Source organism: Azospirillum griseum (assembly GCF_003966125.1).
GTDB classification, from domain to species: domain Bacteria; phylum Pseudomonadota; class Alphaproteobacteria; order Azospirillales; family Azospirillaceae; genus Azospirillum; species Azospirillum griseum.
Window position 1 is genome coordinate 125,011 of the sequence record NZ_RXMA01000009.1, and the last position, 18,086, is coordinate 143,096.

General features: G+C 66.8%; 17 protein-coding genes. 9 read left to right on the top strand and 8 right to left on the bottom strand.

Going from position 1 to position 18,086, the window contains the following annotated elements:
- Positions 1-2 precede the first annotated feature (2 nt).
- The 4 genes from EJ903_RS11785 to puuE all read right to left on the bottom strand — a co-directional run bounded on the left by EJ903_RS11785 (position 3) and on the right by puuE (position 2,556).
- Positions 3-467, bottom strand: coding sequence for a hypothetical protein (locus tag EJ903_RS11785; protein ID WP_246015487.1), 465 nt, complete (start codon positions 465-467; stop codon positions 3-5).
- A gap of 135 nt (positions 468-602) precedes the next feature.
- Complete coding sequence (locus EJ903_RS11790) at positions 603-956, bottom strand: hypothetical protein (RefSeq protein WP_126615373.1); 354 nt, start codon at positions 954-956, stop codon at positions 603-605.
- 139 nt (positions 957-1,095) lie between these two features.
- Positions 1,096-1,608, bottom strand: a complete 513-nt coding sequence (gene uraD / locus EJ903_RS11795) for a 2-oxo-4-hydroxy-4-carboxy-5-ureidoimidazoline decarboxylase (protein WP_126615375.1) — start codon at positions 1,606-1,608, stop codon at positions 1,096-1,098.
- 33 nt (positions 1,609-1,641) lie between these two features.
- Positions 1,642-2,556: an allantoinase PuuE gene (gene puuE, locus EJ903_RS11800; protein ID WP_126615377.1), complete on the bottom strand. Its 915-nt coding sequence runs from the start codon at positions 2,554-2,556 to the stop codon at positions 1,642-1,644.
- Between the two features lie 180 nt (positions 2,557-2,736).
- Between puuE and uraH the strand changes: the two genes are divergently transcribed.
- The gene (gene uraH, locus EJ903_RS11805) at positions 2,737-3,087 is read left to right on the top strand and encodes a hydroxyisourate hydrolase (protein ID WP_126615379.1); all 351 of its coding nucleotides are present in this window, start codon (positions 2,737-2,739) and stop codon (positions 3,085-3,087) included.
- Positions 3,088-3,225: 138 nt separating this feature from the next.
- The gene (locus EJ903_RS11810; protein ID WP_126615381.1) at positions 3,226-4,146 is read left to right on the top strand and encodes a LysR family transcriptional regulator; all 921 of its coding nucleotides are present in this window, start codon (positions 3,226-3,228) and stop codon (positions 4,144-4,146) included.
- A 28-nt stretch (positions 4,147-4,174) separates the two neighbouring features.
- On the opposite strand, the gene EJ903_RS11815 is transcribed toward EJ903_RS11810, so the two are convergent.
- Positions 4,175-5,884: a hypothetical protein gene (locus EJ903_RS11815; protein WP_126615383.1), complete on the bottom strand. Its 1,710-nt coding sequence runs from the start codon at positions 5,882-5,884 to the stop codon at positions 4,175-4,177.
- Between the two features lie 258 nt (positions 5,885-6,142).
- On the opposite strand from EJ903_RS11815, the gene EJ903_RS11820 reads away from it, so the two are divergent.
- The 4 genes from EJ903_RS11820 (at position 6,143) to EJ903_RS11835 (ending at position 11,362) form a co-directional block, all read left to right on the top strand.
- Complete coding sequence (locus tag EJ903_RS11820; RefSeq protein ID WP_126615385.1) at positions 6,143-7,285, top strand: ATP phosphoribosyltransferase regulatory subunit; 1,143 nt, start codon at positions 6,143-6,145, stop codon at positions 7,283-7,285.
- A 71-nt stretch (positions 7,286-7,356) separates the two neighbouring features.
- Positions 7,357-8,649, top strand: a complete 1,293-nt coding sequence (locus tag EJ903_RS11825) for an adenylosuccinate synthase (RefSeq protein ID WP_126615387.1) — start codon at positions 7,357-7,359, stop codon at positions 8,647-8,649.
- Between the two features lie 175 nt (positions 8,650-8,824).
- On the top strand, positions 8,825-10,858 hold the full coding sequence (locus EJ903_RS11830; protein WP_126615389.1) for a protein kinase family protein: 2,034 nt from the start codon (positions 8,825-8,827) through the stop codon (positions 10,856-10,858).
- A 15-nt stretch (positions 10,859-10,873) separates the two neighbouring features.
- On the top strand, positions 10,874-11,362 hold the full coding sequence (locus tag EJ903_RS11835) for a hypothetical protein (RefSeq protein ID WP_126615391.1): 489 nt from the start codon (positions 10,874-10,876) through the stop codon (positions 11,360-11,362).
- A gap of 9 nt (positions 11,363-11,371) precedes the next feature.
- Here the strand turns inward: EJ903_RS11835 and EJ903_RS11840 are convergent, their stop codons facing one another.
- Both EJ903_RS11840 and EJ903_RS11845 read right to left on the bottom strand, forming a co-directional pair.
- Positions 11,372-12,394: an alpha/beta hydrolase gene (locus EJ903_RS11840; RefSeq protein WP_246015488.1), complete on the bottom strand. Its 1,023-nt coding sequence runs from the start codon at positions 12,392-12,394 to the stop codon at positions 11,372-11,374.
- Positions 12,369-13,370 (bottom strand): ABC transporter ATP-binding protein, encoded by a 1,002-nt coding sequence (locus EJ903_RS11845; RefSeq protein ID WP_126615393.1) that lies wholly within the window; start codon positions 13,368-13,370, stop codon positions 12,369-12,371. Before EJ903_RS11845 ends, EJ903_RS11840 begins: the two co-directional genes overlap by 26 nt.
- Positions 13,371-13,537: 167 nt before the next feature.
- Between EJ903_RS11845 and EJ903_RS11850 the strand changes: the two genes are divergently transcribed.
- Together EJ903_RS11850 and EJ903_RS11855 are read left to right on the top strand one after the other, a co-directional pair.
- A complete protein-coding gene (locus EJ903_RS11850) occupies positions 13,538-13,726 on the top strand; it encodes a zinc-finger domain-containing protein (RefSeq protein WP_126615395.1) in 189 nt (62 codons plus the stop codon).
- 413 nt (positions 13,727-14,139) lie between these two features.
- A complete protein-coding gene (locus EJ903_RS11855) occupies positions 14,140-16,197 on the top strand; it encodes a putative bifunctional diguanylate cyclase/phosphodiesterase (protein WP_126615397.1) in 2,058 nt (685 codons plus the stop codon).
- A gap of 18 nt (positions 16,198-16,215) precedes the next feature.
- Here the strand turns inward: EJ903_RS11855 and EJ903_RS11860 are convergent, their stop codons facing one another.
- Positions 16,216-17,094 carry a MurR/RpiR family transcriptional regulator gene (locus tag EJ903_RS11860; protein ID WP_126615399.1) on the bottom strand — a complete coding sequence of 293 codons (879 nt, stop codon included), beginning with the start codon at positions 17,092-17,094 and terminating at the stop codon, positions 16,216-16,218.
- A 179-nt stretch (positions 17,095-17,273) separates the two neighbouring features.
- Here EJ903_RS11860 and EJ903_RS11865 point away from each other — a divergent pair, with 179 nt between their 5' ends.
- Complete coding sequence (locus tag EJ903_RS11865) at positions 17,274-18,065, top strand: transporter substrate-binding domain-containing protein (protein ID WP_126615401.1); 792 nt, start codon at positions 17,274-17,276, stop codon at positions 18,063-18,065.
- Positions 18,066-18,086 lie beyond the last annotated feature (21 nt).

Genomic DNA, 18,086 nt, shown 5'->3' on the forward strand with positions numbered 1-18,086 from the left:
CGTCAGCGGGTGCGGGCGATCCGGCCGTCGCGGTAGGTCCAGGCGGCTATGTCCTTGCTGGCGGGAACCGGCATCGTCACCGTCATCACGCCGCCGTCGGTGGCGACCTCCGCCGCGTCGCTGCACGAACCGAAGGGCGGGGAGACGCGCGGCTTGGGGGACGACAGCTCCAGCACGCGGAAGCGGGCGGGGCAGTCCTTGGCGTCGCTTTCCGCCTTCAGCAGCAGCAGCCAGCGGCCATCCAGGGTGTAGGCGTTGACGAAGGACACCAGGGCGCTGTCGCGGTCCTCCAGCACCATCGCGTCGTTGACCAGAACCTTCGTGCCCTTCGGCGCGATGTCGATCAGCTTCAGCACCTCGTCGCCCAGGGCGGCGGTCAGGCGCGGTTCGTCCGCCGCGTTGGCGCTGCCAACGGTCAACACCGCACCCATCGCAAGCGCCGCCGCGCCGATCAGACCAAGACGCACGATGTCCCTCCTCCGCTGCCCGCTCAACACCGGGCGGTTCCCGAAACGGGCGACACCATAGCGTCACCGGGGGAAAGCCGGAAGCGGTCCTGTGCGCGTTGGCCGCGTGCGGCCAGCGCCGCGCCGGGGGCGGCGTCAGCGGATGGGGATGTTGGCGCTGAAACCAAAGCCGAACGTCGGTTCCGGGTAGGACACGGCGGGCGGGGCGTAGAGGACCGGCGGCGGCGCGTAGATCACGCGCGGCGGCGGGGGCGGCGGCACATAGATGACGCGGGGTTCCCGCCAGTGACGGCGGTGGTGCCAATGCTCCGGCCAGTCCCGGCCGGGGCCGCGCCAATCGCGTTCATCCCGGCGTTCATCCCGGCGTTCATAGCCGCGCCAGTCGTCGCCATGGGCCAACGCCGTGCCTGCGGTCAATCCGGCAAACGCACTGGCGATCACCAACCCACCCGCAACGGTCCACATGAGTTTGAACAAACGGCCCGACATTCCGGCGTCCTCCTGTTGGCGGGGCACGCTCGCCCCGACACAGACACCAACAGCCGCGCCGCGCGCGTCATTCCACGCCCGGCCCAAAAAAGATGGGACAAAAAACGGCTGCCGGGGGTGAACCGCTGGGGGGAAACGGTCAGGCGGCGACCAGATCGGCCAGACGGAACCCGGCGATCTTGTCGATCTCGTCCAGGGCGCGCAGGAACTCCACCTCCGGCGCGTTCTGGACGCGGGCGCGCATGGCGTCGAGGATCTGGTGACGGGTGCTGAAGCGCACCGCCATGATGAAGGGAAAGCCGAAGCGCGCGCGGTAGGCGCGGTTCAAGGCACGCTGTTCCTGCACCTCCTCCTCCGACAGCTCGTTCAGACCGGCGCGGGCCTGTTCGGTTTGAGAAAAGGCGGTCAGGCTGGCCGGGCGGGTCGCCTTGTCGGCCAGATCGGGATGGGCCAGGATCAAGGCGCGCTGGCGTTCCTCCCCCGCCGCGCGCACCACGCCGCACATCGCCGCGTGCAGGGCGTCGGTGTCGGCGAAGGGGCGCTGGTCCCAGGCGGCGGCGGCCACCCACGAGCTGTCCTCGAACACCGCGCCCAGCGCGGCGACGAAAGCGTCGCGGTCCATCGCGTTCAGATCGGCAAGGCGGTGCGGCATGGCGGCGTCTTTCACGGAAAATCCGATGGGGGGTCAGGCGGCGCGGTAGGGGTGCCGCTCGATCCAATGGCGGGCGATGTCCAGCCGGGTCGCCACCCACACCCGGTCATGGCCGCGCACGTAATCGAGGAAGCGCGCCAGCGACGCCGCCCGGCCCGGACGCCCGACCAGACGGCAATGAAGCCCGACCGACAGCATCTTCGGTTGGGTTTCCCCCTCCGCATAGAGCGTGTCGAAGCTGTCCTTGAGGTAGGCGAAGAACTGGTCGCCGCTGTTGAAACCCTGGTTGGTGGCGAAGCGCATGTCGTTGGCGTCGAGCGTGTAGGGCACGATCAGTTGCGGGCGGCCATGGCGGTCGTCCCAATAGGGCAGATCGTCGGCGTAGGAATCGGCGTTGTAGAGAAAGCCGCCCTCCTCGGCCACCAGTTGCCAGGTGTTGGGGCTGCACCGGCCCAGATACCAGCCCAACGGGCGGCTGCCGGTGACGCGGCTGTGCAGATCGATCGCGCGCATCATGTGCTCGCGCTCCACCGCGATGGGCAGATGCTGGTAATCGATCCAGCGCCAGCCGTGGGTCGCGATCTCCCACCCGGCGTCCTTCATGGCGGCGACGACCTCCGGGTTGCGCTCCAGCGCCATGGCGACGCCATAGACGGTGACGGGCAGGTTGCGTTCGGTGAACATCCGGTGCAGCCGCCAGAACCCGGCGCGCGACCCGTATTCGTAGATCGACTCCATGTTCATGTGGCGCGCGCCGGGGATCGGCTGCGCCCCGACGATCTCCGACAGGAAGGCTTCGGACGCCGCGTCGCCGTGCAGGACGCAGTTTTCCCCGCCCTCCTCGTAATTGATGACGAACTGGACCGCCACCCGCGCGCCGCCCGGCCATTGGGCGTGCGGCGGCTGCGCGCCATAGCCGATCATGTCGCGGGGGTAGGGCTGGGTCATCGCGCGCGTCCTTCGTGCAGGGGCCAAGACCCCACCACGCTAATCCAGCAACGGCGGCGGCGGCAATCCATCGCGTGGGTGGAGACAGTTTCAAATTTCCCTGTCTCGTCAAGCCGCCCCGGCGCGCGTTAGGCTGGCCTTCCGCCCCCTTCGCCACCCGGCCACGGAAAGGACCGCGCCATGGGACGCCTGACCACGCATGTTCTCGACATCGCTTCGGGCCGCCCGGCGGCGGGCATGGCCGTGCGCCTGACCGATCTGGACCGGGGCGTGGTGCTGGGCGATTTCGTGACCAACGCCGACGGGCGGCTCGACGCGCCCGCCTTGCAGGGCGACGCCTTCCAACCGGGCCGCTACGAGCTGCTGTTCGCGGTCGCCGCCTATTTCCGCGCCAGCGGGGCGGTGGACGGCGATGGCGTGCCGTTCCTGGACGAGGTGCCGATCCGTTTCGGCATCGCCGACGCCAGCCAGCATTACCATGTGCCGCTGCTGGTCTCGCCCTGGGCCTTCTCGACCTATCGCGGAAGCTGAATCGGCCCTGCCGGGGGAAGGGTTGCGGCACGGGTTTTCAGCGGAGTCTGGTTTTTCCGGCGCGCCCGGTGATAGCCTTCGCACCAGCAGCATTCACCCGACCCGATTCCCCGATCCCGACCGGAAAGACCCGCAAGCATGGCGTTGCTGGAAAACATGCGTATTTTTGTGCGCGTCGTCGAGCTGGGCAGCCTGTCCGCCGCCGGGCGCAATCTGCGCATGTCGCCCGCCATGGTCAGCCACCGGATCCAGCAGTTGGAAGCCCATCTGGGCGTGCGCCTGCTCAACCGCACGACGCGGCAGTTGCAGGCGACCGAAACCGGGATGGATTATTACCAAAGCTGCCTGGAGGTGCTGGAGGCGGTGGAGCGCGCGCACAGCGGCATCACCGCCGGGTCGGGCGTGCCGTCGGGCAGCATCCGCGTCACCGCACCGCTGGGCTTTGGCCGGGCGGTGCTGGCCCCGCTGATTCCCGATTTCTGCGCCGAACACCCGCTGGTGGAACTGCGCCTGCGCCTGTCCGACCATCTGCTGGATCTGCTGCGCGAGGCGGTGGATGTGGCGGTGCGGATGGCGGCGCTGAAGGATTCCAGCTTCGTCGTCCGCAAGATCGCCGATCTGCGCCGCGTGCTGGTGGCGTCCCCCGCCTATCTGTCGGCCCATGGCCAGCCGACCAGACCCGCCGATCTGGCGGGCCACAATTGCCTGCTGCTGCGCTTTCCCGGAACCCAGCAATATCAATGGTCGCTGTTGGATGGCGGTGAGCCGGTCAAGGCCCCGGTGTCGGGCAAATTCGACGCCGACGACGGCGATGTGCTGACCGGCTGGGCGCTGGACGGGCGCGGCATCGCCCTGAAACCGCTGTGGGAGGTGGCGGCGCACATCCGCAGCGGCGCGCTGGTCCCGATCCTGCCCAATCACCCGCCCGAACCGATCACGCTGGCCGTGCTCTACCCCCATCGCGCCCTGGTTCCGGCCAAGGTGCGGGCCTTCGCCGACCACATGATCCCGCGCGTGCGCGCGTCCCTGACCAGCCTGTCACCCGACGCGCTGCTGTGACCCCGCGCGCAGGGCTGGGCTGGTCGGGTCAGGTCAGGCCTGCTTGCGCCAACAGCCGGTAGAACTCGCGCAGCGCGCCCTGTTGCAGGGTGGGGTCGGCCAGATCGGCGATGTATTTCTGTTCGAACTGGGGCTGGCGCAGGTGGGACACCACCCGTTCGCGCACCACGGCCAGCGCCTTGCGGCTTTGCAGGGTTCCCGGCGCGCAGAGCTGCATCAGCCGGTTGGCGCGCAGGCGCAGCGGGTCGTTGGGGTTGTCGATGCGCTCGACCAGTCGGCAATCGTGGATGTAGGCGACCAGCAGATCGTCGATGCGGTCGGTCAGGCGGCCTTTCAGCGGGTCGGCCAGGCCCGAGTCGCGGGCGTGGGTGTAAAGCTGGGTCAGCGCCTCGACGTTGGTCTTGATCGGCTGGGCACGGTCGACGAAGCGGCCGAAGCCGCGCGGGTCGCCGGTCAGGCCGCTCAACAGCCGGTCCACATCGTCGGCGTGCTGGCGGCCCGTCTCCGATTGGGAGAGAGCCATCAGGAACCGCACGGCGTCCTTGGGGTCGCTGTGCAGGCCGCAGACCTCCTCCATCGCCCGCCGCCGTCCGGCCGCCCCGCCGCCCTCCAGGAAGCGCAGGTAGCGCAGGACCAGCGCCTCGGCCATGCCGCCGCCGCCGATCACGCCGTTGGGGGTGGTGACGCGCTGCAACAGCCGCTGGTAGGCGTCGCGCTCCTGCCCCGGATCGGCGCGGTAGAGCGGTTGGGCGCTCTTCACCTGACGGCGGACGAGATCGATCATCACGCGACGGGATTCGTCCAGATCGTGGAAGGCCAGCAGCTCGTTCAGGTGAACGATGCGGTCCTCCTCCGCCCGGCGGCTCACATCCAGGCGACCGCGCGACAGGTCGAGCAGGTTGCACAGCGCCTCCAGCAGGCTGCCCTGCATTCCCAGCAGCTCTTGCACCACCGAAGGCGCGCCGAGAACGTCGGCGATGACGCCATCGACCAACGTCAGCGGGTTGTCGGTGAGTCCGCCCTCCTGCCGCACCAATTCGCCCAGGAAATCCAGCTTGGCCAGCCAGTTGCGCATCTGCACCAGATCGCGGGACAGCAGGGCGCGCGCCAGGAAATCGCGGCTTTCCGGATCTTCCCGCGCGTCGAGCCGTTCGTAGATCGGGCGGAACCCGGCGCTGTCCAGCGAGGGCAGATCGCTGCGCGCGGCGGCGGCGCGAGCGCGTTCGCTCACTCCGTTGATGACGCTGTACAGCTCGTCCCGGCGGGCGCGGGTGTCCAGCCCGGCCTTTTCCGCCTGAAGCGCGGCGACCCGCCCGACGGCGGTCGGCATCAGGTTGTCCTTGTCGAGCAGCCGTTTCAGTTCGGTGTGGTTGTGCAGAATCTCGGTGGGGGTGACGACGAGTCGCTCGATGTAGTTCTTCAGCAGCCGGTTCATCACCATGCGGCCATCGACGCCGAACATCTCCGCCGGGCTGTGGCACAGCGGCGGCGTCTCGTCCAGCGGCGCGATGGTGATGCTGTTGGAGTTGCTGCGGAATTCCTGATGGATTTCGGTTTCGACATGGCGGCCGTCGGGTCTGGCCCAGTCGCGCACCACCCGGATCCCCTCGATCCGTCCGGCGGACAGGATGCGCTTGCCATAAGCGCGCGCCTCGGCCTCGCTCTCGAAACAGGAATCGAGAACCCAGTGATCCGCCTGATAGATCTGGACTTCGTAACTGCTGCTCGCCAGGGCCATGCGACGGGAACACCCAAAATGTCGGAGCCTGAACGATTCAGGTTTGAGGTATTTTTCTGACAAATTCAACGGCGTTTTCTGTCCAAACCGGCTTGATTGCTTGCCCGGACAACACCGACCCGGCAAGGACGCAGGGGAGATGACACCCGCGCGCAGGGGCCGCCGGGGCTTTTCCATTTGCATGGCGGGCCATGGTCGGGTATTAGCCCGCCCCGTGTGCCCGACATTTGCCTTCCCCCTGACGAAACGATTGTGGCCATGCCCGCCGACGCTCTGAACGCCGCTCTTCTGCCCGCCGGATTGCACGATGTGCTGCCGTCCGAAGCGGCGCATGAGGCGGTCGCCGTCGAACGCCTGCTGGCGGAATTCGCGGCCCATGGCTATCGCCGGGTCGATCCGCCGCTGGTGGAGTTCGAGGAAAACCTGCTGTCCGGGGCCGGTGCGGCCATGGCCAAGCAGACCTTCCGGGTGATGGACCCCCATTCCCAACGCATGATGGCGGTGCGCGCCGACATCACGCCGCAGATCGTCCGCATCGCCACCACCCGTCTGGCCAACGAACCGCGCCCGCTGCGCCTGTGCTACGCCGGTCCGGTGCTGCGCGTGAACGGGTCGCAATTGCGCCCGGAACGCCAGTTCACCCAGGTCGGTGTCGAGCTGATCGGTGCGTCGGAGCCGGACTCCGACGCCGAGGTCGTGCTGCTGGCGGTGCAGGCGCTGTCGGCGATCGGCGTGCCGCACCTGTCGGTCGATCTGTGCGTGCCCAAGATGGTGGAGCGCATTTGCGCCGGTCTGGGCCTGCCCGACGACGAGATCCGCGCGCTGCGCGCCGCCCTGGACCGCAAGGACGTGGCGGCGGTGGCCGAGGTTGGCGGCCCGGCGGCCGCGCTGCTGGAAACGTTGATGAGCGCCTCCGGCCCGGCCGACCGCGCCATCCGCGCCCTGACGGCGGTGGAACTGCCGGAAGAGGCGGAGTTGGACCGCCGCCGCCTGACCAGCGCGCTGGCGGTGATCCGCGCGGCCATGCCGACGCTGACCGTGACCATCGATCTGGTCGAGCATCGCGGCTTTGGCTATCAGACCGGCCTCAGCTTCACCGTTTTTTCGCGCGATGTGGGCGAGGTCGGGCAGGGCGGACGCTATCAGGCCGGGGTGGGCAAGGAACGCTCCACCGGCTTCACCCTGTACATGGATTACATCCTGCCGGCGATTCCGGTCGCCGCCGCGCCCACGCGGGTGTTCGTGCCGCATGGCACGCCGTGGACGGTGGCGGCGGGCCTGCGCGCCGATGGATGGGTGACGGTGGCCGGGTTGGCCCCGGTGACGGATGCGGTGGCCGAGGCCAAGCGGCTTCAGTGCGGCCATCGTCTGGCGGATGGCGTCGTCCATCCGGTTGAGTAGCGCGTTTCGGTCCCTCCCCCCTCCGGGGCGAGGGGGTGTGCGGATCCTTCTGTTTTGCGGAGATTGAAGAGATGGCCAACGTGGCGGTGGTCGGCGCCCAATGGGGCGACGAGGGCAAGGGCAAGATCGTCGACTGGCTCTCCAGCCGTGCCGATGTGGTGGTGCGCTTCCAGGGCGGTCACAACGCGGGCCACACGCTGGTCATCAACGGGGTTGAGTACAAGCTCAGCCTGCTGCCGTCGGGCGTCGTGCGTCAGAACAAGCTGTCGGTCATCGGCAACGGCGTGGTGTTCGACCCCTGGGCCTTCATCCGCGAAGTCAACGCGATCAAGGACAAGGGCGTGTCCGTCACCCCGGAAAACCTGATCGTCGCCGAAAACGTCCCGCTGATCCTGCCGGTCCACAGCGCGCTCGACAAGGCGCGCGAGGAGTCCAAGGGCGCGTCGAAGATCGGGACCACCGGGCGCGGCATCGGACCCGCTTACGAGGACAAGGTCGCCCGCCGCGCCATCCGCCTGTGCGATCTGACCGACGACGCCGTGCTGGTGGAAAAGGTGGACGCCCTGCTGGCCCACCACAACGCCCTGTTCCGCGCCCTGGGCGCGCCGGAAATGACCCCGGCCGACCTGCTGGAGCCGCTGCGCGAAATCGCCCCGCAGGTGCTGCCCTACGCCGCCGTGGTGTGGAAGCGCCTGGACGAGCTGCGCCGCGCGGGCAAGCGCATCCTGTTCGAAGGCGCGCAAGGCTCGATGCTCGACATCGATCACGGCACCTATCCGTTCGTCACCTCGTCCAACACTGTGGCGGGCAACGCGGCGGCGGGCAGCGGCATGGGGCCGCGCGCCGTCGGCTATGTGCTGGGCATCAGCAAGGCCTACACCACCCGCGTCGGTTCCGGCCCCTTCCCGACCGAGCTGACGGACGAGATCGGCGAACTGATCGGTCAGAAGGGCAAGGAGTTCGGCGTCGTCACCGGGCGCAAGCGCCGCTGCGGCTGGTTCGACGCCGTCATGGTCCGCCAAGCCATCAAGACCGGCGGCATCGACGGCATCGCGCTGACCAAGCTGGACGTGCTGGACGGCTTTGACGAAATCAAGGTCTGCGTCGGCTACCGTCTGGACGGCCAGGAACTGGATTACTTCCCGGCCAACGCCGGTGCCCAGGCCCGCGTCGAGCCGATCTATGAAACCTTCGAAGGCTGGAAGGATACGACGCGCGGGGCGCGTTCGTGGGCCGAACTGCCCGCGCAGGCGGTCAAATATGTCCGTCACATCGAAGAGCTGATCCAGGCCCCGGTCGCCCTGCTGTCCACCAGCCCCGAGCGCGACGACACCATCCTGATGACCGATCCGTTCGCGGATTGATCGCAAGACGCTTTCGGCCCGGTCGCCGCTGCGGCGGCTGGGCCGAAAGGGCTATGCGAAAAGGTTCATCATCAACCGCTTGCCGAGTGGCAAGCGCGCGCGTTAAGACTTTGTTTGCCCTTTTCGCGCCACCTAGGGCTTGCGCAGGTTCGCTTGTCTCGGGGATACGCCGCTCATGCCGTCCGACGCTCAGACCGCCGCCGTTGGGGCGATGGCCAACGCCGACGCTGTCAAGCTGGCGGAACGCTATGAAATCCAACCCGCCGGCCCCATCCCCACCCTGAACACGGTGGGCGGCAACGCGTACGTCGCCAAATCCCTGCGCGAAAAGCGCCTCGAACCCTTCGCGATCATCTGTCATCCGTCGATCCTGCCGCGCACGGATGTGTGCTCCACTGTGGCCAGCATGGACAACGGGACCCACATGCGGTTGCTCGATTGGGGCGTGGTCGATTGGCCGCAGGACCGGGGGCGGCGCTATTGCCTGGTGTTCGAGCGGCCCGGTGGCCGCCGTCTGATGAACGCGCTGACCGACAGCATCGATCCGATGCCGGAAGACCAGTTGACCCGGCAGATCGTTCACCCGCTGGTGTCGGCGCTGAAGGAGATGTCGAGCCGTGGGGTGGTTCATGGTGCGATCCGCCCGAACAACCTGTATTTCCGCGATCTGGCTTCGGGCGGGTTGATGCTGGGCGAATGCGTCTCGACCCAACCCGGCTATGGCCAACCCGTGCTGTTCGAAACCATCGAACGGGGCATGTGCGCGCCCGCCGGTCGTGGCAGCGGCACGGTGATGGACGATCTGTATTCGCTGGGCGTGACCCTGCTGATGTTGGCGCTGGGGCGCAACCCGGTGTCGGGGTTGGACGATGAAGCGCTGTTGCAGGCCAAGATCGAACGCGGATCCTACCCGGCCCTTGTCCAGCAATTCCGCCTGCCCTTGGCGATCAACGAGGTGGTGCGCGGCCTGCTGGTGGACGATCCCAAGCAGCGCTGGACCCTGAACGATCTGGATTTGTGGGTGGCGGGGCGACGGCTCAGCCCCAAGCAGCCGCAGATCTCCCGCCGGGCCGCCCGCCCGTTGGAGTTCCAGGGACAGGAATATTGGCACTGCCGGACCCTGGCGCGCGGTTTCGCCCGCCATGTCCCGGCGGCGGCGACCGTGATCGAAAGCGGCGAACTCGACAAATGGCTGCGCCGGTCACTGGGTGACGAGGTGCGGGCGGAGGCGGTGAACAACGCCATCCAGACCGCCTCCAGCGGCAAGGGCGGCAGCCAGGGCGACCGGCTGGTTGCGCGGGTGTGCATGGCGCTGGACCCGGCGGCCCCGATCCGCTATCGCGGGCGGGCGATGATGCCGGACGGCGTGGCCACCATGCTGGCCGAGAGCTTTCTGCGCAACGAATCACCCCAGGCGGTGGCCGAGGTGATCGGCAATCAGTTGCCGATGTTCTGGGTGAACGTCCAGACCGATTTCAAGCCGGAATTCGTGCCGTTGGTCCAGATGTACGACCAGTTGCGCGGTTTTCTGGAACGCTCGGCCTATGGGCTGGGGGTGGAGCGGGTGCTGTACGAGATGAACCCGACCATGCCCTGCATGAGCAGTCTGGTGGTTAAGCAACTGCCGACCACCACGGCGGAATTGCTGCGCGCGCTGGATTGGCTGGGGGCGGGCGGCGAGCGGCACAAGGACCCGATCGACCGACAGGTTGCCGCCTTCCTGGCGGCGCGGCACAAGCGGGCGGATGATCTGCTGTTCACCCAGCTTGGCAGCGGGATCGAACCCACCCGCCGGGTCATCGCCATGCTGACCATCCTGTCGGACGTGCAGGCGCGCACCGGGGTGGATGGCTTGACCCATCTGGCAACCTGGGTGCAGGCGATGCTCGACCCGGTCTTCCGCCGGTTTCACAACCGCAAAACCCAGGAGCAGGTCCGCAAGCAGGCCGACACCGCCGCGCACAACGGACGTCTGACCGAATTGTTGAAGGTGGTGGACGATCCTGAGTCGTTGCGTCGCGACCGTCTGGAGTTCGAAGCGGCCCAGATCGAGTATCGCGAGGCCGACGCGGAGATGGAAAAAATCCGCCACACCATCGCCGACCGCAACAGCATCGTGGAATCCTCGGGGCGGCAGGTGGCCGCCATCGTGTCCAGCCTGCTGTCCACGGTGCTGGTGGCGGGCATCATTCTGTTGTTCGCGTTCTGACGGGGAGACGGTCCGATGGCGCGGAAGCGGAAAAAGGGCGGCATGATGACGCTGCTGCTGCTGGTGATCCCAGCGGGGCTGATCGTGCTGCCCACCTCCATCCTGTTCGCGGTGGGGATGGTCCCGACCATCGTCGCCTACATCGTTGACCGCGACCCGGAAAAATCCGCACCGATCACGGTGGGCGGCGTCAATTTCTGCGGCTGCATGCCCTTTGCCATCGATCTTTGGAAGCACCAGCACACCTTGAGCGCGGCGGGCAAGCTGCTGGCCGATCCGCTGTCGTGGATGGTCATGTACGGCGCGGCGGCGGTTGGCTGGGGCCTGTATTACGGCATCCCGCCGCTGGTGGCCGGGATGGAGGTGTCGCGCGCGGAAAAGCGTGTGGACGTTCTCAAGCAAAAGAAGGTCGCGCTGGTCCAGGAATGGGGGCCGGATGTGGCGGGTGATTACTTTGATGAGTCCGGCGGCTTCGAACCGGGCCAGGAACCGGACGAGGGGTGATCCGGTCGGTCACGGTTCGGCCAGCAAACGGCGCGGAGTGCGGTCCGCCCCGCTGGGCAGAGGGGCGGCGGGATCGCTGATCCATGCGGCGATGTCGTCGATGACGGTTGTGGCGGCAAGGTCGCGCAGCAGCATGTGATAGCCCTTGGGGTAGACCGCCAGCCGGTGCCGTGGGTTGCTCTCCAGCGTGCTCAGGGCGCGTTGCACCGGGCCGGGGGGCAACACCTGCTCGTGCGCGCCGAACAGCACCAGGGCGGGCGTGTCCAGCTGTGGGCAGGCCGCCAGCGCGCGGTCCATCAGGTCGGTCAAGCCCGCCAGCGCGTCCACCCGCGCCCCTTTGATGACCAGCGGATCACGGCCCAAGGCGCGCAGCATCGGGAGGTTGTCCGACGGTTCGATCCCCAGCTCGCGCGGCGGGTGCACCACGAACCCCGGCACCAGGCTGTCGGACAGCCACAACGCCACACGCGGAACAACCCCCATCGTCTCCCGGCCCCAGACGGCGGGAGCCACCAGGATGGCCCCATCGACCGCCAACGGGGCCGCGGGATCGCTCAGGGCGCTGAGAACCACCGCTCCACCCATGCTTTCCCCCAACAAAAACAGCGGCTGTTGCGGGTGGCGGCGGCGCAGTTGGGCAACGGCCATGCGCAGGTCGGCCACCAGCGTCGGCGTTCCCGGCCAAATGCCGGTGTTGGCGCTGGCTCCAAAGCCGCGCTGGTCATAGGCGTAGGTGGCGATCCCCCGTGCGGCCCAGCGCTTTCCAGGACCGTCGAAGGCGTTGGAGTAATCGTTGAAGCCGTGCAGGGCCAGGATGACCGCGCGCGGCGGCGCGATTTCCGGCGTCCAGGCGCGCAGCGGCAGGCTGTAACCGTCGGCGGCGCGCAGGCGTTGGTCGTCGAGATCGGGGGCTGTCACCGCCGGTCCCATCGGCTGCAACGCGCTGGCGCAGCCGGTGAGCAGAAGCAACAGCGCCAGACACGCCGGACGGACCAGCCCCCACCGGTCACGCCGCGTGGCTGTCCCCACCATGCGCGCCGCCGGTCAGTTGCAGGAAGATATCCTCCAGATTCGATTCCTCGGTGGAGACATCGACGATGCTCAAGCCCGCCGCCGCAAGCGCGGTGAGGATCGCGTCGGCCCGCTGGCGGCTGGGCTGGTAACGGACCACCAGACGCCGGGGGGTGGGCAGCTCCACCGTGAATCCCGCCAGCGCCGGAGGAACCGCGGTCAGGTCGCGGTCCAGCGTCAGGCACAGCGCCTTGTTGTCGATGCGGCGCAGCAGGGTCTGCGTCGGCTCACAGGCCACCACCTGACCATGGTTGATGATGGCGATGGTGTCGCACAGCTCCTCGGCCTCCTGCAGATAGTGGGTGGTCAGCAGCACCGTGGTGCCCGCCCGGTTCAGCGAGCGGACGTAGTCCCACAATTGGCGGCGCAGCTCCACGTCCACCCCGGCGGTCGGCTCGTCCAGGATCAGCACCGGCGGGGTGTGGACCATCGCCTTGGCCACCATCAGACGGCGCTTCATGCCGCCCGACAGCGAACGGGCGTGGGCGTCGGCCTTGTCGGCCAGCCCGACCGCCGCCAGCAATTCATCGGTGCGGCGTTCGCGTTTCGGCACGCCGTAGAGGCCGGCTTGCAGCTCCAGCATCTCGCGCGGGGTGAAGAAGGGATCCATGTTGAGTTCCTGCGGAACCACGCCGATGGAGGCGCGGGCGTGGCGCGGGTTGTCCGCCACCTCGTGCCCCCAGATGCGGGCGGTCCCGCCGGTCTTGTTCACCAGCCCGGCCAGGATGTTGATCATCGTCGATTTGCCCGCCCCGTTGGGACCGAGCAGGCCGAACAGGGAGCCGCGTGGGATGGCCAGATCGATCCCCTTCAGCGCGTGTTTCGGTCCCGCCTTGCCGGTGGGCTGGTAGATCTTCGTCAAGCCCCGCAGTTCAACCGCGTTGGCCGGAAGCCCGGCGGGGGTGGGAAGGTCCGAGGGGGTGGAGTGCGCGACCATTCGTCTTCACGACCATTGTGGTGGAGTTGCAGGAAACCGTGTCAATCCCGTTGATCCGCGCCGCACGATGGGTATCATCCGGCCCGCGCGGGCCGTCCCGTGTCCGACGCCCGCCGCAACGGGCAACCCCACGATGGCGCGATCGCGCGCGCCTGTCAAAACAGAGGATGACCGCCATGCAGCCGACCGAGACGATTACCGTGGAAACCGCGACCGTTGGGTGCGACGGCGGCGGGGGCGCGCTGGGCCATCCGCTGGTGTATCTGACCTTGGATCAGAACGGCCGGGTCGAATGCCCCTATTGCTCGCGCACCTATGTGTTGAAGGAAGGCGCGAAGCTGGGCCACGGCCATTGATTGTGTGCGGCTGATTGATTGCGACTCGGCCCAAAGCGTTGGGTCGAAAGTGTGATGCGTCGGGCGTCCACAACAAGCGCGCGCACGAACATGTCGTGTGCGCCCTGAATGGCAGGATGAAAAGAACCGTGTGAGCGCCCGCTTTTCATCCTGTTTTTCTGCCTATTTTTCGGTCAATTTAGAAGATATTATTTATATCAATGGTTTGGTCGGCATTTCTGACCAAGATTACATTTCTGTTATGAAATGCGGCAAGGTGTGTCACAGTCCTGTGGCTTGGGCTTGACGGACACCGTTGGTCGGGCGTCTGCTTTGCTGCGTCGCGGCAAGATGGACCGTTTTTCTTTGTTGGCTTGAGTAACGAGATGGTGTTCCCAGGCGGTGCAGGCTTGGCGTCGGAAGAGGCGCGGACGATGAGTCAAGAGACGGAAGAACAGTACCGCAGCATCTTCGAAAACGCCGTCGAGGGTATTTACCAGACGACGACCGACGGTCGTTACCTGCGCGTGAACCCCGCCCTGGCCGAAATCTACGGCTACAGCTCCCCCGACGATCTGATCGCCAACCTGACCGACATCGCCGAGCAACTCTACGTCGATCCCGGCAAGCGCGAGGCCTTTGCCGATCTGATGGCGCGCAAGGACACGGTCCACTCGTTCGAGGCGCGCGTCTTCCGCCGCGACGGAACGATCATCTGGATCGCGGAAAGCGCGCGCTGCGTGCGCGACGCCGCCGGGCGCATCCGGTATTACGAAGGCACCGTCCAGGACATCACCGAACGCAAGCAGCATGAGGAGAAGATCCGCCTGCTGGCGACGGTGTTCGACAGCGTGGCCGACGGCATCCTGATCGTCGATCCCGATTTGATCGTGCAGGCGATCAACCCGGCCTATGAAGTCACCACCGGCTTTCTGCGCGACGAACTGCTGCGCCGTCCGTTGGTGCTGTTCGCGCCGGGGTCGCACGAGCGGGCCTTCATCGACGGCATTTGGACCACCGCGCAAAAGGCCGGACGCTGGCAGGGCGAAATCACCAGCTTCCGCAACACGGGCGAGGCCTTTGCCGCCGCCCTGTCGGTGACGTCGGTGCGGGCACCCAACGGCGTGTTGGAGCATTATGTTCTGACCATCGCCGACATCAGCCAGCGCAAATCCCAGGAACACCAGATCCGCTATCAGGCCAGCTTCGACCGGCTGACCGACCTGCCGAACCGTTGGCTGGTGTGCGAACGGCTGGAGGAGGCGATCGCCCGCGCCCAGCGCAACCAGAGCAAGGTCGCCGTCGCCTTCCTCGACCTCAACCGGTTCAAGCAGGTCAACGACACGCTCGGCCACCACGCCGGGGACGATCTGTTGAAGCTGGTGGCGCGGCGTCTGCGCAACTGCACCCGCATGACCGACACGGTGGGGCGGTTGGGCGGCGATGAGTTTCTGGTGGTGGCCCCCGACGCCGCCGACCGGTCGGCGGGCGCGCGGCTGGTTGAAAAGATCCTCTATTCGATGGACGAGCCGTTTGGCGTCCACAATCAGGAACTCTTCTGCGGCGCGTCCATCGGTGTGGCCTTTTACCCCGACGATGGCGAAACCGCCGACCAGCTGCTGCGCAACGCCGATCTGGCGATGTACCACGCCAAGCGCAACCCGGAGCACCGTTTCGTCTTTTACGACGGCGGCATGCGCGAACGCTCCGGTTTTTCGCTGGGGCTGGAAAGCGACCTGCGGCGGGCCAGCGGCGGTGAAGAGTTCGAGTTGCATTACCAGCCCAAGATCGATCTGGCGACCGACCGGATCATCGGGGCGGAAGCGCTGGTGCGCTGGCGTCACCCAGTGCGCGGCATGGTCAGCCCGGCGGAGTTCATCCCGCTGGCCGAAGAAACCGGCCTGATCTGGGAGGTCGGGGCCTGGACCTTCATGGAGGCCTGCCGCCAGTTGGCGGCCTGGACGCAGGCCGGGGTGATGGTCCCGTCGGTGTCGGTCAATCTGTCGCCGCGCCAATTCCAGGATGCGCGTCTGGTCGGCTTTGTCCGCAGCGTCGTCGAATCCTCCGGCATTGCGCCGGACCGGTTGGAATTGGAACTGACCGAAGGGGCGATGATCGGCGACATCGAAAAGGCGGTGACGATCCTGAACGATCTGAAGGACATCGGCGTCCGCCTGTCCATCGACGATTTCGGGACGGGCTATTCGTCGTTGGCGTATTTGAAGCGTTTTCCCATCGACACGCTGAAGATCGACCGCAGCTTCGTGCGCGACATCGTCAAATCCTCGACCGATCCGGCGATCGTCGGCACCATTGTGACCCTGGCGGAGAGCCTGGGGTTCGACACCATCGCCGAAGGGGTGGAAACCTGGGAACAGGCGGCCCGCCTGCGCGAACAGCGCTGCAACCGCATCCAGGGCTACCTCATCAGCCGTCCGCTTCCCCCGGACAGCTTCGCCGCCTTCATGGCCGGTCGGTCGCAGGCCGCCTGATCGCCCCTCGTCCGGCGTTCAGAACTCGCCCAACGATTCGTGCAGCGCTTCGATGGTTTTGATGCGCTCGCGGCCAGCCTGACCGCACAATTGAATGAGTTCCGCCGTCAGGGCGTGAATCACCGCCATCACCGCCACATGGTTGTCCAGTGCCGCCAGGCTGCGCGTTTCGCAGCGGAAGGTCAGGGGCGGGGCCGGGCCTTCCAAGGGGGAATGGCTATCGGTCAACAGAATCGTGGGGATGCCGCGCGTCTGCGTGGCCCGCAGCAATTCGATGATGCCGGGCGTGCGGCGGCGGATGCCAACCAAGAGCAGAACGTCGCGGTCATCCAGATCGGCGAAGGTTTCCGCCAGCGTTTCCCCCGCCGCGACCATGTGATGAACCTCCGGGCGGACCTGGATGAACTGCCAGCGGGCGTAACCGGCCAGAAAGGCGCTGTTGCGGGCGCCGCACACCCAGACCCGGCGAGCGCCATGCAGAAGCCGTGCGGCGCTCCGCAACGCGTCCGGGTCGATCAGGCGGGCGGTGGCGGCCACGCTGTCCAGGCTGCGTTGGAAATGCGCCTCCACCGTTGGCGGGACGCTGCCATTCCCGTCGGCGGCTGCCGTCTGGTCGAGCAGATGGAGCGGCGATCCCCATTCGGTGCCACGGCGGGCGGCGCGGCGGGCCTCGTCGAAATTGGCGTAGCCCAGGCGGCGGACCAACCGCGACACCGTCATTTTCGACACGCCGGCGTTTTGCGCCAATTCTGTCGCGGTGTAGCCCGACACCTCCCCCGGACAGGCGAGAATCACGTCGGCCAAGCGCTTCTCGCTGCGGCTCAAATCGGCGTAGCGGGCGTGGATGCGCGTGGTGAGCGCTTGATCGGGCAAGGTGCTGTTTTTTTGGTCGGTCATCTGCGCAAATTTCAAGCAATATGGTTTGCGGGGCCAACGTTACACATGTAACATCATAGGGAGAACTTGGGATAATCGTATCATTTTCAGCCCTTTGAGATCCCGGCGCACGCCGTTTCAGTGGGTGGCACGGCGTTTGAAATGCATGGGAATGTCCTTCTGGATGGAGATCGAACACCATGCGGTTTGCAACGATACTCGGTGCTGTCGGCTTTGCCACGGCTGTTCTGGTGGGTGGCTTGACCGGCGCGGCGCAGGCCGACGCGCTGGACCGGATCACCAAGGAAAAGGTTCTGCGCGTGGCCGTGCCGCAGGATTTCCCGCCCTTCGGTTCGGTCGGTCCCGATCTGAAGCCGCTGGGCTATGACATCGACACCGCCAACCTGATCGGCAAGGAGCTGGGGGCCAAGGTCGAACTGGTTCCGGTCAGCAGCTCCAACCGCATTCCCTATCTGACCACCGGCAAGGTCGATCTGGTCATCTCCAGCCTGGGCAAGAATGCCGAGCGCGAAAAGGTCATCGATTTCTCGGCGGCCTACGCCCCCTTCTTCAACGGCGTCTTCGGCCCGGAAGCCAGCACGGTTGAAAAGGCCGAGGATCTGAACGGCAAGACGGTCGGCGTCACCCGTGGATCGGTGGAGGACATCGAGCTGTCGAAGATCGTCAGCGACAAGGTCACGGTCCGCCGCTACGAGGACAACAACGGGACGATTTCGGCCTTCCTGTCGGGTCAGGTCGAATTGGTCGCCACCGGCAATGTGGTGGCCGCCGCCATCATCGAACGCAACCCGCCGCGCCTGCCGATCCTGAAGTTCCTGATCAAGAACTCGCCCTGCTTCATCGGCCTGAACAAGGACGAAGGCCCGCTGCTGGAGAAGGTGAACGCGATCCTGGCCAAGGCGAAAGCCGACGGTTCGCTCAGCGCCATTTCCAAGAAGTGGCTGGGGACACCGCTGTCCAAGGATCTGTAACCGTCCCTTCCCATCACCAGC

Bases quoted from the DNA above. Each gene is read 5' to 3' on its own strand.
- EJ903_RS11860 (WP_126615399.1), bottom strand. From the start codon at position 17,094: ATGACCGACCAAAAAAACAGCACCTTGCCCGATCAAGCGCTCACCACG.
- uraD (WP_126615375.1), bottom strand. From the start codon at position 1,608: ATGCCGCACCGCCTTGCCGATCTGAACGCGATGGACCGCGACGCTTTC.
- EJ903_RS11825 (WP_126615387.1), top strand. From the start codon at position 7,357: ATGGCCAACGTGGCGGTGGTCGGCGCCCAATGGGGCGACGAGGGCAAG.
- EJ903_RS11835 (WP_126615391.1), top strand. From the start codon at position 10,874: ATGGCGCGGAAGCGGAAAAAGGGCGGCATGATGACGCTGCTGCTGCTG.
- EJ903_RS11790 (WP_126615373.1), bottom strand. From the start codon at position 956: ATGTCGGGCCGTTTGTTCAAACTCATGTGGACCGTTGCGGGTGGGTTG.
- EJ903_RS11865 (WP_126615401.1), top strand. From the start codon at position 17,274: ATGCGGTTTGCAACGATACTCGGTGCTGTCGGCTTTGCCACGGCTGTT.
- EJ903_RS11850 (WP_126615395.1), top strand. From the start codon at position 13,538: ATGACCGCCATGCAGCCGACCGAGACGATTACCGTGGAAACCGCGACC.
- puuE (WP_126615377.1), bottom strand. From the start codon at position 2,556: ATGACCCAGCCCTACCCCCGCGACATGATCGGCTATGGCGCGCAGCCG.
- EJ903_RS11815 (WP_126615383.1), bottom strand. From the start codon at position 5,884: ATGGCCCTGGCGAGCAGCAGTTACGAAGTCCAGATCTATCAGGCGGAT.
- EJ903_RS11830 (WP_126615389.1), top strand. From the start codon at position 8,825: ATGCCGTCCGACGCTCAGACCGCCGCCGTTGGGGCGATGGCCAACGCC.
- EJ903_RS11855 (WP_126615397.1), top strand. From the start codon at position 14,140: ATGAGTCAAGAGACGGAAGAACAGTACCGCAGCATCTTCGAAAACGCC.
- EJ903_RS11840 (WP_246015488.1), bottom strand. From the start codon at position 12,394: ATGGTGGGGACAGCCACGCGGCGTGACCGGTGGGGGCTGGTCCGTCCG.
- uraH (WP_126615379.1), top strand. From the start codon at position 2,737: ATGGGACGCCTGACCACGCATGTTCTCGACATCGCTTCGGGCCGCCCG.
- EJ903_RS11820 (WP_126615385.1), top strand. From the start codon at position 6,143: ATGCCCGCCGACGCTCTGAACGCCGCTCTTCTGCCCGCCGGATTGCAC.
- EJ903_RS11810 (WP_126615381.1), top strand. From the start codon at position 3,226: ATGGCGTTGCTGGAAAACATGCGTATTTTTGTGCGCGTCGTCGAGCTG.
- EJ903_RS11845 (WP_126615393.1), bottom strand. From the start codon at position 13,370: ATGGTCGCGCACTCCACCCCCTCGGACCTTCCCACCCCCGCCGGGCTT.